Origin of the sequence: Streptomyces sp. NPDC079141, assembly GCF_040686775.1 — a bacterium.
In the GTDB taxonomy this organism is placed as follows: Bacteria; Actinomycetota; Actinomycetes; order Streptomycetales; family Streptomycetaceae; genus Streptomyces.
This window is the reverse complement of record NZ_JBFBLP010000007.1, coordinates 388,757-400,260: the sequence shown is the minus strand read 5'-3', so window position 1 is coordinate 400,260 and position 11,504 is coordinate 388,757. Positions and strand designations below refer to the sequence as shown.

Sequence of the window (11,504 nt, the reverse complement as noted above, 5' to 3'; positions counted from 1 at the left end):
AAGGGTTTTCGCCCCCGCCGCCCCTACCCGTCCCGTCCTCCAGGGGGCGCTGCCCCCTGGACCCCCGCTCCTCAAACGCCGGAGGGGCTGGATTTTCTGAACGCCGGTCCAGGCAATTTCAGCCCGTCCGGCGTTTGAGGACGAGGCCCGTTCAGGGCCGAAGCGGGGGTCTGGGGGCGGCAGCCCCCAGGGGACGGGAATGGGTAGGGGCGGCGGGGGCGAAAACCCTCCCCCTACGTCCACCGCAGCAGCGCCCCCAGGCCGCCCGACGGGGCCTCCCCGGCCGAGGCCAGCGACAGCGCCTCCGCTCCTGTCGCCACCGCCGAGCGGATCAGCGCGTCGTCCGCACGGGCCGGCCAGGAGTTCTGGTAGCCGAGGATCTTCAGGTCCGTACGGCGGACCGCCAGCTGGTCCGGGTGCTCGCCGATCCAGATCTCCCGGTGCGCGTCCGGCCCGTCCACCCGGATCAGCAGCTCGTCGATCCGGTGCTCCCGCGCGGCCTCGACCAGCGCCGGCACCCCCTCCACGGCCCCGGCCCGACCGTCCTCGCCCGGCTCACGGGCCGCAAGGAACCGTTCCAGCTCCTGCTCCGCCCGGCGCCGCACATGCTCCGCACGGGCCTGCTCGACATCCTCGTCCAGCAGCCTGCTGCCGCTGCCGTGCGGCGCCTCGACCACCAGATCGTCCAGCCGCCGCGGCAACCGCTCGTGCACGGCCCGCCGCTCCCGGTCGTCCCCCACGAGAATCAGCAGGTCGGCCCGGGTGTCGTCCTGGCAGACGGCGAGCGCGTCCGCGATCTCGGCCGCGTTGTGCTCCCAGGTGTTCTCCACCTTCAGCTGGAAGTGCCGCTCCGACCAGTCCATCGTGCTCGTCCGGTGCAGCGGCCACTGCCGTCCCGTGACGTCCCCGGCGTCCTGTCGTCCCATCGCCGTGCGCAGCTCGAAGTGGGCACCCCTGCGGTCGACGTACGCAACCACGCACACCGGGTCCTCGCCCGCCAGCTCCAGCAGCGGAGCGGTGTGCGGCAGCGGCGCCCACAGGACGCTGTCCCGCAGCGGGGGCCGCGCCAGCGGCGGATCCAGGACCACCTCACCGGCGCGCGCGAACAGCGCCCGCCCGTGCGGCTCGGAGGAGTGCTCCAGCTCCTCCAGCGCGCCGCGCACAGCCCGGCAGGTCGCCTCGTCGCAGCCCTGGCCGGCCAGCTCCCGGGCGAGGGCCTGCGCCGTGAGGTGCCGTTCGTGCGGCGTGCCCTCCGTGTGCCGGGAGGTGTCGACGTACACGGAGGCCCAGGGCCCCGGATGTTCGTAGAGTGGATGCAGGAAGGCGAGATCCATGGTTCCCTCCCGGATGTCGCGCGGAGGCAGGCCTCAAAGGGGCGGGTACCCGGACAGCAGACACGAACACGACGAGCGGGGCACCACCATGAACGGAGTCGACGCCAGCCGGCTGGACGACCAGCAGCTCATGAAGGAGCTGGAGACGATCCACCGCACGCGGCACGACACGCTCCTGCACGGCTCGAACGACGCACTGCGGGCCCACAACGAGCGCATGGCCCAGCTGGAGGGCGAGTACCTGCGCCGCCACCCGCGGCGCCCGGTGGCCGCGGGCCGTACCCGCGAAGGAGCCCGGGAACGCGGCTGCGGGGAGTCGGCGACTCCCCGCAGTTGATCCTCGGGCCCGTGGGATCCCCGGCCCGCCTGGGGTCGTTCAGCCGGACTCCTTCGCGAACACCTCCAGGAACGTCTCGCGGAACGCCTTGAGATCACCGGGCTTGCGGCTGGTCACCAGCTTGCTGCGGCCGCGGTCGCAGATCTTCACCTGCTCGTCGACCCAGGTGCCGCCCGCGTTGCGGACGTCGGTCGCCAGGCTCGGCCAGGAGGTCAGCACCCGGCCGCGTACGACGTCCGCCTCGACCAGGAGCCAGGCGGCGTGACAGATCGCGGCGACCGGCCGGCCCTGCTCGAAGAAGTCCCGCACGAACGCGACCGCCTTGCGGTTCATCCGCAGGTAGTCGGGGTTGGCGACCCCGCCCGGCAGCACGAGCGCGCCGAAGGAACCGGCCGACGCCTCGCCGACGACCTCCTGCACGGGGAAGGTGTCCGCCTTGTCGAGATGGTTGAACGCCTGGATCCTCCCCGGCTTCGTGGAGACGAGCACGGGTTCGTGCCCGGCGTCCAGCGCGGCCCGCCAGGGGTCGGTGAACTCGATCTGCTCGACGCCCTCGGGCGCGGCCAGAAATGCGATGCGCATGATGGATCAACGTCCTTCCGCGGCCCCGGCGTTCACCCCTCCGGCGCGGCCCGGCTGATGTCGGCCAGCACCGAGTCCGGATCCTGTGCCTCGGCCAGGTCCCCGAGGCTCACCATGCCGACCGGCAGGCCGCCCTCGACGACCGGCAGCCTGCGTACCGCGTGCCGCCGCATCAGGGCGACCGCCGCCGACACGGGGTCCTCCGGCGCCACCACCACCGGGTCCGGGGTGCACACCGCCTGGGCGCTCACCGTCAGCGGGTCCACGCCGTCCGCGACCGCCCGTACGGCGATGTCGCGGTCGGTGAGCATGCCGACGACCCGCTGGCCGTCGGCCACCAGCACGTCGCCGATGTCCTGCGCACGCATCAGCTGCGCCGCCTCGACCAGCGAGGCGTCCGGGCGTACCGCGACCACGCCCGGAGTCATGACGTCCCTCACGAAATCAGCCATCTCTGTGGGCCCCTCCTCCGTTTCCGGCCGGTGCGGGTCACCGCGGCCGTGTCGGCATGACGCCGCCCGCAGTACCCGCGGGCGGGGTGGCTATGCGTTCCGTGCGCGCTCCGGCCGCAGCAGTGCCTCGGCCAGCTCCTGGACGGTGGCGTAGCGCGCCGAGCGCGGCTGCCGTTCCAGGGCCTCCACCAGGGCGTCGGGCGCGTAGGCGCGGCGCAGGGTGCCGGCCAGCTCGCGCGGCCGCGCCGGGAACTGGCTGCGGCTGAGGAACCGGGCCAGCTCCAGACGCACCTGCGCCAGCGTCGCCGTACCCGCGCCCGGTGCCACCGGACCGCCCGCGACCTGCGGATCGTCCTCGGCGGTCGGCTCGGGGTCGTGCCACTCCTCGGTGCGCGTGGAGTGCCCGGACCTGAGCAGGCCCTGGAGTTCGTGCTTCATCTCGTCGTCGCGATGGACGCTCAGGCGATCGCTGCCTCGCTGCATGACGCCCTCCAGATCTTCGGGGGTGGGCACCGCGTACCCGAAGACGGGAACCCGACACGAGGGTTTGCCTTCCGCTTCGGGGGAGACCCGGGCGGACGCCCCCCACGCACTTCCCGGGGAGGAACAGCCATGGCGATGCTCGCTGTGCTCATCCCGCTCCTCATGCTCGGCGTGGTGCTGGCACTGGGCCGCTACGAGGAGCTTCTGCTGCCGGAGGAGCGGGACGAGGCGGTGGAGCTGCCGCCCACTCCCTCTCACGCCCCGGCAGGAACTCCTGCATCTTCGCCCTGAACCCTGCCGTCCTGCCGAAAACCTGCCCGGGTGTTTGCCGCCCGGGCAGCGGGGCAGGCGCAACCACAGTGCTTCGGACAGGAGGCACGTCCGTGGGAGCGGCGAACCGTCGTCACGGGTGTGCCCGTCCGGTTCTCGCCCGCGCTCCCATGGTGACCGTCCAACCCAGAGCACAACCAAGGGAGTTGCGACGCACATGCCCACACGAGTGAGCGCGAAGCACCACCCGCACGACGACGCCCCCGACACCGCGGACGCGTTCCGCAGGCTCGCCACGCTTCCCCCCGGCCGGCAGCGCGACATGCTCCGCGACGAGGTGGTCGAGGCCTGGCTGCCCATGGCGGAACGGCTCGCGGGACGCTTCCGCAGCCGCGGCGAGAGCTTCGAGGACCTCCGGCAGGTCGCCGCCCTCGGGCTGGTCAAGGCCGTCGACCGGTACGACCCCGAGCGCGGCAACGCCTTCGAGAGCTATGCCGTGCCGACCATCACCGGCGAGATCAAGCGGCACTTCAGGGACCACATGTGGACGCTGCACGTGCCGCGCCGGGTGCAGGATCTGCGCAACCGGGTCCGGTTCGCCGTCCAGGACCTGCAGACCGTCTCCGGCCGCAGGCCGACGGTCGCGGAGATCGCCGCGCATGCCGACATGAGCGAGGCCGACGTCCAGGTGGGCCTGGAGGCGTTGGAGAGTTTCACGGCCCTGTCCCTGGACGCGGAGCTGCCCGGCAGCGAGGACGGGTACTCCCTGAGCGACGCGCTGGGCTCCGCCGATCCGGCGCTGGACGTCGTGATCGACCGTGAGGCCGTCAAGCCGCGGATCGCCGCGCTGCCCGAGCGGGAACGGGCGATTCTCTACATGCGGTTCTTCGGCGACATGACGCAGAGCCGGATCGCGGAGCAGCTGGGGATCTCGCAGATGCATGTGTCCCGGCTGATCAGCCGCTGCTGCGGGCGGGTGCGCGAGCAGGTGCTGAGGGACGCCGCATAGGCCCTCTACGAGGCACTCCTCATCCGGAGCGTGATGTGGCGGCTCATGATGTCCATCGCCTTCGCCTCCGCCATCGAGAAGGCCAGCCGCGGTCCCGAGCGGAACAAGGTCAGTACGCCTTCCACCTTGCCGTTCGTCGTCAAGGGGACGCACAGGAGTGAGGTGACGTTCGCCCGGACGAGGACGGGGCCGCCCTCGGGGGTGCGGCCGAAGGCGTCCGGGTCCTCCGGGCGCACCTGGAGGGCCGTACCGCCGCCGCGTGCCGCCTCCACGACCAGCGGGCAGGTGGCGGGGTCCTGAGCGGCCAGCGCGGCCGCCTCCGCCTCGGACGGCGCGAACACCGCCGTGCGGGTGGCGGCCGTGTCGGCGATCACCCAGTCGGCGAAACGGCCGTGCAGGACCTGTGCCGCCCGCCTCAGGACCGCCTCACGGCCGCCGGGCGGGGCGGTCAGCAAGGTCGTGGTCATCGTGTCCAGCAGATCCACCAGCGCCGCGTGCCGGGTGGCCTCCGTCAGATCGGGGACCTGGGCCGACGGGCCCTCGCCCGGGGCGACGGCGGTGCTCGGCGCGCCGGGCTGGAACGCCACCAGCACCGTGGGGTGCGGCTCCCCGCTCGGGCGTACGGCCGCGAGCGTGGCCGGCACCGGCACCGACGGGCGCTGCTGGAGATGCACGGTGAGACTGCGGTCGCCCTCGCCGCGCGCGACGGCCGCCGCCTGGGAACGGAACGCGACCCGGTCGGCGTGCGCGAGGAACCCCGTCAACGGCCGGCCCGTCGCGTACCCGGCGCGCACCCCGGTGAAGGAGGTCGCCGCGAAGTTCAGGCGGCGCACCACCGTCTCCCGGTCGACCAGCGCCACCGGCAGCGGGAAACGCTGGAACACCGCCTTGAGCAACTGCTGCTCCTGCCGGTCCGCCGGCGCCGCACGGGACATGCCCGCCGCGGACAGCCGCTCGTACCAGGGCCACAACTGGTCCGCCACATGGTCGAGTTCGAAGATCGCCGCGTCGAGCACGGTGGGCAGATCACCGCCCGAGACGGAGCGTGCCGCCTTCAACTCCGCGACGCGGCGTACAAAATCCACCAGCTCTTCGCCGAACTCGTCCGTCTGCGCCATGCCACGAACCTAGCGCGGTCCCCTGTTCCCGCCGTGTTTTCCGACCGGTTGACCGGGCAGGCGTCCAGGGAGAGGAGGACCGCGCAATGCCGGACACCGCGCATCCCGACCGCTGGGGGACCGAGTTGATGGAGTCACCCGAATCCGCCCTTCCGGGGCGAAGGCTGTCCGAACTCGTCGAGCAGGCGGCCCGCTGCACCGCCGCCTGCTGCGGAGCGAGCGGCATGGTGGCCGAGGGCGGCAGCGAACGGCCCGCCGCCGTCACCCACCCCGACCTCGCCCCCCTCGTCGCCGTGCAGCTGCGCAGTGGCGACGGCCCCATCCCGGCCGCCCTGGAACGCGGCGAGCCGGTCGACTCCAGGGACCTGCTGCGCGAGGAACGCTGGCCGGAGTACCGGGCCCTGGCGCTCGACTCCGGGGTGCGCTCCAGCGTGACGATCCCCTTCCGGCGCTCGGGCCTGACGGTGACGCTCAGCCTCTACAGCTTCCGCGCCGGCACCCTGGAGGACGCCCCGCACGGGCCCGCCCGCGCGCTCGGCGACTTCGCCGCCGGCTGTCTGGTCCGGGACCGCTCCTACCGTGCCGCGCTCACCGAACTCGGCCAGCTGGGCGCCGCGTTGCGCTCCCGGCCCGTCGTCGACCAGGCCTGCGGCATCGTGATGCATGTCCTCGGCTGCGACGCCGAGGCCGCGTTCTCGGTGCTGCGGCGGATCTCCCAGGGCACCAACCGCAAGCTCGCCGACGTCGCCTCGGCGGTCGTCGAGAGGCGGGGCCGCGGTCTGGAGCGGGACCTTGCCGCGCTGCTGAACTGAACCGGGCACGGCGCGGTTGTCACCCGCATGAACCCGGCGCGGCGCGGTTGTCACCCGCACGGGCGCCCAGGTTCCCGCGAATGGGGTCCGGCCGCGCGCGCCCGGCCGCCGGGCGGGCTGTGATGGCCACGGGACACGAGCGACGTGTCCCGAGCCGTCGGCCGAAGGAGCCCACCCCATGCGCCGCACCGTCCGTGCCCTGTCCGTCGCCGCCCTCGCCGGCGCCGCGCTGGGCGTCGCCGCACCGTCGGCCTCCGCGGACCCGGCCGCGGAGGTCAGCCCCGCCACCGTGCAGCCGGGCGGCAGCGTCACCGTCTCGGTCACCTGCGACCCCGTCGGCGGGCCCGCCCCCACGACCATGGACGCCACCTCGCAGGCCTTCGAGGAAGGCACCGTCGCCCTCCAGAAGGTCCCCGGCAACGACGAGCAGGCCGCGGGACCCGCCTACCGCGGCACCGCCCGTATCGCCCCCGCCGCGGATCTGGAGAGCGGCGTCGGACCGGACTCCGCGTGGACCGTCGACGGCACCTGCCCGGGAGGCCAGGGCAAACCCTGGAGCGCGACCTTCACCGTCACCCGCGCCGCCGCCACCGCCCGGCCGTGCACCGAGCCGCACCCCGACTCCTGCTCCGGCGCGGTCGTCCAGCGCGGAGTGCGGGCCGGCCAGGGCGGCGCCTTCACCGACTCCGTCCCCGCCCTGGTCGCCGGCGGCGTGCTGATCGCGGGCGCGCTCGGCGGCGCCGTCTACCGGCTGCGCCGCAAGGCGCCCGCGGCCGACGCCTGACCGGCGCGAACTCCGCGGACGCCCATGGGCCGAGGGCCCGCTGGGTACGCAAGAGCCCGAGGGACAGACACGATCCGCACCGTACGCACCACGCAGGAGCGGGGAGGCGCGGAGAGGGGAAGCGGAGGAACGGATGGCGCGGAGGGAAGCGGAAAGCCACGGCCCCGTCCGCTACGGGCCGCCGCTCCCCGCGGACGGGCTGCCCGTGCTGCCCGAACTGACCGCGGTGCTCGCCGCCGCCGCGGGCCGCCCCGACAGCGAGCCCGTCGGCGGCTCGACCGCCCTGCTGGACGCCGCCTGCGGCCACTGGGACCGACGCGGTCTGCCCACCGCCCCCGACCGGGCCGTCGCCGCGCCGGGAGCGCCCGCCCTGCTGCTCGCCCTGACCGCGGCGCTCGGCGGCGACGTCCTGGTGCCCCGGCCCTGCGCCGCCTGGTGGGCGCCGTACGCGCGCCTGTTGGGCAGACCCGTCTTCCACGTCCCCACCCCGGCCGAGTCCGGCGGGGTGCCGGACCCGTACGCCCTGCTGGAGACCGTGCGCCGGGTCCGGGCCGAGGGCGGCGACCCGCGGCTGCTCGTGCTGTCCGTCGCCGACGACCCCACCGCCACGGTGGCGCCGCCCGAACTGCTGCACGAGACCGTCGAGGCCGCCGTCGGCGAGGGCCTGCACCTGGTCAGCGACGAGACCTGGCGCGACACCCGGCACGACCCGTACGACACCGTGCTGCTCAGCCCCGCCGAGATGCTCCCCGGGCATGTCACCGTCGTCACCGACCTGGCCGGGGCCCTGCTGCCGCCGGGCTGGCCGGCCGCCGTCGCCCGGTTCCCCTCCGGAGACGCCGGTGAGCACCTGCACGCGCGCGTGCTCGACGTGCTCACCGCCCTAGGCGCCCGCATCGCGAGCCCGGTCGCCGCCGCGGCCGGCTACGCACTCACCGAACCCGAACCGGTCACCGCACGCCGCACCGCCGCCGTACGCCTGCACGCGCGCGTGGCCGCCGCCCTGCACTCGGCGGTCGTCGCCGCGGGCGCCCTCGCCCGGCCCCCGCAGGCCGGCCGGCATCTCTACGTCGACCTGGGACCGCTGCGCACCGCCCTCGGCGCGCACGGCGTGGGCGACGCCCAGGACCTGGAGGACTTCCTCACCGCTCGGCTCGGCATGCCCGCGCCCGGCGGCCACCGCTTCGGCGACGATCTCGGAGCGCCGCGCGTCCGACTGTCCACCGCTGATCTGCTGCGCGGCACGGACGAGGAACGCGCGCAATGCCTCACCTCCCTCACCCCGTTGGAACTGCCACACGTGCAACGCGCGTTGAACCATGTGACGTCGGTCTTCGACGACCTCCGCGACGACGCTCAGCGATGGGAGCCTCCTCGATGACGCAGCAGTCCGAGTCGACCACGACGAGTACGAGCACCCAGGAAGCCGACAGTTCCGCGGTCACGTCACCGTTTCCGCCCCTCGCCGAACCCCGCCCCCTGGGCGAGCGCCGGGTGTGGCCGCGCACCTTCCACGACCGGCTCACCGCCCCGCTGCCCGGCCTCAAGGCCATGGCCCGGTTCGCCCGCGAGGGTGCCGTACGCCCCGGCCGCGAGGGACTCGCCGACATCCCGCTGCTGCCCTTCGAACCCGCCCCGCTGCCCCGCGTCGACGCGCGCACGATCGCCGTCTCCTGGGCGGGACACGCCAGTTGGGTCGTCCGCGTCGGCGGGCTCACCGTCCTCACCGACCCGGTCTGGTCCCGGCGCATCATCGGCACCCCGGCCCGCCTCACCCCGGTCGGCATCGCCTGGACCGCCCTGCCGCGCATCGACGCGGTCGTCATCAGCCACAACCACTACGACCACCTGGACGCCCCCACCCTGCGCCGCCTCCCGCGCGACACACCGGTGTTCGCGCCGGCCGGCCTCGCCCGCTGGTTCCACCGCCGCCGCTTCACCGCCGTCACCGAACTGGACTGGTGGGAGGCGGCCGAACTGAACGGCGTCCGCTTCGACTTCGTCCCCGCCCACCACTGGTCCAAGCGCAGCCTCGTCGACACCTGCCGCAGCCTGTGGGGCGGCTGGGTCCTCACCGCCCCCGACGGACAGCGCCTGTACTTCGCGGGCGACACCGGCTACGGCCACTGGTTCACCCGCATCGGCCGCCGCTACCCCGGCATCGACCTGGCCCTGATGCCCGTCGGCGCCTACGACCCCCGCTGGTGGCTCAGCGACGTCCACTGCGACCCGGAGGAGGCCGTACGGGCGACCCAGGACCTGGGCGCGCGCCGGATGGCCCCCATGCACTGGGGCACGTTCGTCCTGTCGGCGGAGCCGGTGCTGGAGCCGCTCAAGCGGGCACGGGCGGCATGGGAGAAGGCGGGACTGCCCAGGGAAGATCTGTGGGACCTGCCGGTCGGAGCCTCACGCGTGCTGGACTAGGCCTTCGCGGGTCGGCGCATCCTGCGCCACAGACTCGGTGCCGCACTGATCACCAGCGTCAGCGCCACCGCCGCCACCACACCCTGCCAAGGCTCCGGAAACAGCGATCCCCCCAGGATCCCGATCAGCTGATACGTCACGGCCCACGCCAGACACGCCGGCAGATTCCCCCGCGCGAACCTCCGCATCGGCCACTTCGCGAGCAGGCACGCCAGCATCACCGGAAGACGGCCCGCCGGCATCAGCCGGGACAGGATCAGCACCGCCACCCCGTGCTCGGCGAGCTTCTCCTGGGCCTGCTCCAGCCGGTCCTCGGGGGCCCGCGAGCGAATCGCCTCCAGCCACCGCGACCCGTTCTTCGACCCCATCCCGCGCCGTCCCAGCCAGTACAGCGCGATGTCACCGCAGAACGCCGCCAGCGAGGCCGTCACGAACACCAGGCCCAACGCGAACGGCGCCGTCTGATGGAACGCCACCACAGCCGCCGAACTGACCAACGCCCCCGTCGGCACCACCGGGACCAGCGCCCCCAGCAGCACCAGCACGAACAAGGTCGGATACCCCACCGCCTGCTGAGTCGACTCGGTCGGGACCGTGCCGGACGCGGCGGCCAGCCACATCACGCCGCCACCTCCAGCCGGACGCTCTCCCCGTGCCCCAGCCGGTGCACCGCCACGCCGGGCGCACGCTCCGCGGCCAGACGCACGAACTCCTCGCCGGGCGCATGGAACTCATGGGGGCGCACCGCGTCCATGCCGATCGGCCAGTACGTGCCGTAGTGCACCGGCACCGCGCTGCGCGGCGCCAGCCGGGCCAGCGCCTCCGCCGCCCGCCCCGCGTCCAGATGCCCCTCCCCGAGATACGGCCCCCAGCCGCCCACCGGCAGCAGCGCCACGTCGACCGGCCCGACCTCCTCGGCCATCGTGTCGAACAGTCCCGTGTCCCCGGCGAAGTAGGTGCGCGCCTCGCCCTCTATGACATAGCCCAGGGCGGGGGAGCGGTGCCGTCCCACGGGCAGCCGCCGCCCGTCGTGCCGCGCGGGCACCGCCCGCACCGCGAGGCCGCCCACCTCGGTGACATCGCCGGGCTGCACCTCACTGATGTGCAGCTGGGTGAGCCGGCGCAGCCCCGGCACGGCCCGGGGTGCGCCCCGGGGCACAAGCAGGCGCGTGCCCGGGGCGAGCCGCGCCAGCGAGGGAACGTGCAGGTGGTCGGCGTGCAGATGGGAGACGAGCGCCACGTCGGCACGCCAGGCGCCGGGCGGGGGGAGCGCGCCCCGGCGCCGGCGCAGATGCGCGAGCCGGCGCGCGAACAGGGGATCGGTGAGCACACGTACGTCCGAGTCGGCGACCGTGCAGGTGGCGTGACCCCACCAGGTGATCTCCACCGGCACCTCTTTGCCTCCTTCGCGCGACTCCCCCGAAGCCTACGGGCAGGAGTAGTGTCGGCGCCTGAAACCCGGAGGTGAGGGGGACGCCATGGGACCGGTGCGGGTCACGGCGATCGCGAGTCTGACGCCGCTGGAGGAGCTGGACGCCGATCCCTTCCTGGTGGACTCCCGCAGCCAGTACGCCATCTGCGCCCGCTGGGCCGCCGAGCGGGGCTACACCGTGAGCCGCGAGCTGCTGGTGCGGGGGCTGCGTCCCGACCACTGCGTGCTGTGGGACGGCGTGCGGCCCGGCATGGACGTGTTCGTGGCCCCCAGCCGGCGGGTACTGGAGAGCGCACTGTCCTCCGCCGAGGAGTTCGCCGCCGAGTGCGCGCGGCGCGGGGTGCGGGTGGAGACGGTGGGCTGCGAGGAGCCGCTGTACGACTCGCAGATGAAGGCCCGGGTGCACCGCAGGCTGTCGATGCCGACGGCGGGCTACGACGGGCGATAGCCCGGCGAACACGGGCAAT

The 11,504-nt window shown here is 74.0% G+C and carries 15 protein-coding genes; 8 read left to right on the top strand and 7 right to left on the bottom strand.

All coding sequences use genetic code 11. The features are described 5' to 3' along the window. Nucleotides 1-233 precede the first annotated feature (233 nt). Nucleotides 234-1,334: a Vms1/Ankzf1 family peptidyl-tRNA hydrolase gene (locus AB0Q90_RS22035; RefSeq protein ID WP_363158344.1), complete on the bottom strand. Its 1,101-nt coding sequence runs from the start codon at nucleotides 1,332-1,334 to the stop codon at nucleotides 234-236. Between the two features lie 13 nt (nucleotides 1,335-1,347). On the opposite strand from AB0Q90_RS22035, the gene AB0Q90_RS22030 reads away from it, so the two are divergent. Continuing rightward, complete coding sequence (locus AB0Q90_RS22030; protein WP_363158684.1) at nucleotides 1,348-1,671, top strand: DUF6158 family protein; 324 nt, start codon at nucleotides 1,348-1,350, stop codon at nucleotides 1,669-1,671. A 39-nt stretch (nucleotides 1,672-1,710) separates the two neighbouring features. Here AB0Q90_RS22030 and AB0Q90_RS22025 read toward each other — a convergent pair whose 3' ends face one another. From AB0Q90_RS22025 to AB0Q90_RS22015, 3 genes are all read right to left on the bottom strand, one after another. After that, nucleotides 1,711-2,253 (bottom strand): type 1 glutamine amidotransferase domain-containing protein, encoded by a 543-nt coding sequence (locus AB0Q90_RS22025; protein ID WP_363158343.1) that lies wholly within the window; start codon nucleotides 2,251-2,253, stop codon nucleotides 1,711-1,713. A 32-nt stretch (nucleotides 2,254-2,285) separates the two neighbouring features. Continuing rightward, on the bottom strand, nucleotides 2,286-2,705 hold the full coding sequence (locus AB0Q90_RS22020) for a CBS domain-containing protein (RefSeq protein ID WP_363158341.1): 420 nt from the start codon (nucleotides 2,703-2,705) through the stop codon (nucleotides 2,286-2,288). Between the two features lie 90 nt (nucleotides 2,706-2,795). Next, on the bottom strand, nucleotides 2,796-3,188 hold the full coding sequence (locus AB0Q90_RS22015; RefSeq protein WP_363158340.1) for a DUF2795 domain-containing protein: 393 nt from the start codon (nucleotides 3,186-3,188) through the stop codon (nucleotides 2,796-2,798). 129 nt (nucleotides 3,189-3,317) lie between these two features. Here AB0Q90_RS22015 and AB0Q90_RS22010 point away from each other — a divergent pair, with 129 nt between their 5' ends. Both AB0Q90_RS22010 and AB0Q90_RS22005 read left to right on the top strand, forming a co-directional pair. Continuing rightward, entirely contained in the window at nucleotides 3,318-3,479 is a 162-nt protein-coding gene (locus tag AB0Q90_RS22010; RefSeq protein ID WP_363158338.1) for a hypothetical protein, read from the top strand. A gap of 196 nt (nucleotides 3,480-3,675) precedes the next feature. Then, entirely contained in the window at nucleotides 3,676-4,467 is a 792-nt protein-coding gene (locus AB0Q90_RS22005; RefSeq protein WP_363158337.1) for an RNA polymerase sigma factor SigF, read from the top strand. A 5-nt stretch (nucleotides 4,468-4,472) separates the two neighbouring features. Here AB0Q90_RS22005 and AB0Q90_RS22000 read toward each other — a convergent pair whose 3' ends face one another. Next, the gene (locus AB0Q90_RS22000; RefSeq protein ID WP_363158336.1) at nucleotides 4,473-5,585 is read right to left on the bottom strand and encodes a PAS domain-containing protein; all 1,113 of its coding nucleotides are present in this window, start codon (nucleotides 5,583-5,585) and stop codon (nucleotides 4,473-4,475) included. An 86-nt stretch (nucleotides 5,586-5,671) separates the two neighbouring features. Between AB0Q90_RS22000 and AB0Q90_RS21995 the strand changes: the two genes are divergently transcribed. The 4 genes from AB0Q90_RS21995 (at nucleotide 5,672) to AB0Q90_RS21980 (ending at nucleotide 9,605) form a co-directional block, all read left to right on the top strand. After that, complete coding sequence (locus AB0Q90_RS21995) at nucleotides 5,672-6,397, top strand: GAF and ANTAR domain-containing protein (RefSeq protein ID WP_363158335.1); 726 nt, start codon at nucleotides 5,672-5,674, stop codon at nucleotides 6,395-6,397. A gap of 178 nt (nucleotides 6,398-6,575) precedes the next feature. Next, entirely contained in the window at nucleotides 6,576-7,181 is a 606-nt protein-coding gene (locus tag AB0Q90_RS21990) for a hypothetical protein (protein ID WP_363158334.1), read from the top strand. Nucleotides 7,182-7,314: 133 nt separating this feature from the next. Continuing rightward, nucleotides 7,315-8,562, top strand: a complete 1,248-nt coding sequence (locus AB0Q90_RS21985) for an aminotransferase class I/II-fold pyridoxal phosphate-dependent enzyme (protein WP_363158333.1) — start codon at nucleotides 7,315-7,317, stop codon at nucleotides 8,560-8,562. Further along, entirely contained in the window at nucleotides 8,559-9,605 is a 1,047-nt protein-coding gene (locus AB0Q90_RS21980) for an MBL fold metallo-hydrolase (protein ID WP_363158332.1), read from the top strand. Before AB0Q90_RS21985 ends, AB0Q90_RS21980 begins: the two co-directional genes overlap by 4 nt. Here the strand turns inward: AB0Q90_RS21980 and AB0Q90_RS21975 are convergent. Then, entirely contained in the window at nucleotides 9,602-10,228 is a 627-nt protein-coding gene (locus AB0Q90_RS21975; RefSeq protein WP_363158331.1) for a VTT domain-containing protein, read from the bottom strand. The genes AB0Q90_RS21980 and AB0Q90_RS21975 overlap by 4 nt on opposite strands. After that, nucleotides 10,225-10,998 carry an MBL fold metallo-hydrolase gene (locus AB0Q90_RS21970; protein WP_363158330.1) on the bottom strand — a complete coding sequence of 258 codons (774 nt, stop codon included), beginning with the start codon at nucleotides 10,996-10,998 and terminating at the stop codon, nucleotides 10,225-10,227. The genes AB0Q90_RS21975 and AB0Q90_RS21970 overlap by 4 nt, the downstream gene beginning before the upstream one ends. An 85-nt stretch (nucleotides 10,999-11,083) precedes the next feature. Between AB0Q90_RS21970 and AB0Q90_RS21965 the strand changes: the two genes are divergently transcribed. Then, nucleotides 11,084-11,485, top strand: coding sequence for a hypothetical protein (locus tag AB0Q90_RS21965; protein ID WP_363158329.1), 402 nt, complete (start codon nucleotides 11,084-11,086; stop codon nucleotides 11,483-11,485). The last annotated feature ends 19 nt before the right edge of the window (nucleotides 11,486-11,504 follow it).

Coding starts and splice junctions, on each gene's coding strand:
- AB0Q90_RS22000 (WP_363158336.1), bottom strand. CDS start 5,585: ATGGCGCAGACGGACGAGTTCGGCGAAGAGCTGGTGGATTTTGTACGC.
- AB0Q90_RS22035 (WP_363158344.1), bottom strand. CDS start 1,334: ATGGATCTCGCCTTCCTGCATCCACTCTACGAACATCCGGGGCCCTGG.
- AB0Q90_RS21985 (WP_363158333.1), top strand. CDS start 7,315: ATGGCGCGGAGGGAAGCGGAAAGCCACGGCCCCGTCCGCTACGGGCCG.
- AB0Q90_RS21990 (WP_363158334.1), top strand. CDS start 6,576: ATGCGCCGCACCGTCCGTGCCCTGTCCGTCGCCGCCCTCGCCGGCGCC.
- AB0Q90_RS21965 (WP_363158329.1), top strand. CDS start 11,084: ATGGGACCGGTGCGGGTCACGGCGATCGCGAGTCTGACGCCGCTGGAG.
- AB0Q90_RS22030 (WP_363158684.1), top strand. CDS start 1,348: ATGTCGCGCGGAGGCAGGCCTCAAAGGGGCGGGTACCCGGACAGCAGA.
- AB0Q90_RS21995 (WP_363158335.1), top strand. CDS start 5,672: ATGCCGGACACCGCGCATCCCGACCGCTGGGGGACCGAGTTGATGGAG.
- AB0Q90_RS22015 (WP_363158340.1), bottom strand. CDS start 3,188: ATGCAGCGAGGCAGCGATCGCCTGAGCGTCCATCGCGACGACGAGATG.
- AB0Q90_RS21980 (WP_363158332.1), top strand. CDS start 8,559: ATGACGCAGCAGTCCGAGTCGACCACGACGAGTACGAGCACCCAGGAA.
- AB0Q90_RS22010 (WP_363158338.1), top strand. CDS start 3,318: ATGGCGATGCTCGCTGTGCTCATCCCGCTCCTCATGCTCGGCGTGGTG.
- AB0Q90_RS22005 (WP_363158337.1), top strand. CDS start 3,676: ATGCCCACACGAGTGAGCGCGAAGCACCACCCGCACGACGACGCCCCC.
- AB0Q90_RS22020 (WP_363158341.1), bottom strand. CDS start 2,705: ATGGCTGATTTCGTGAGGGACGTCATGACTCCGGGCGTGGTCGCGGTA.
- AB0Q90_RS22025 (WP_363158343.1), bottom strand. CDS start 2,253: ATGCGCATCGCATTTCTGGCCGCGCCCGAGGGCGTCGAGCAGATCGAG.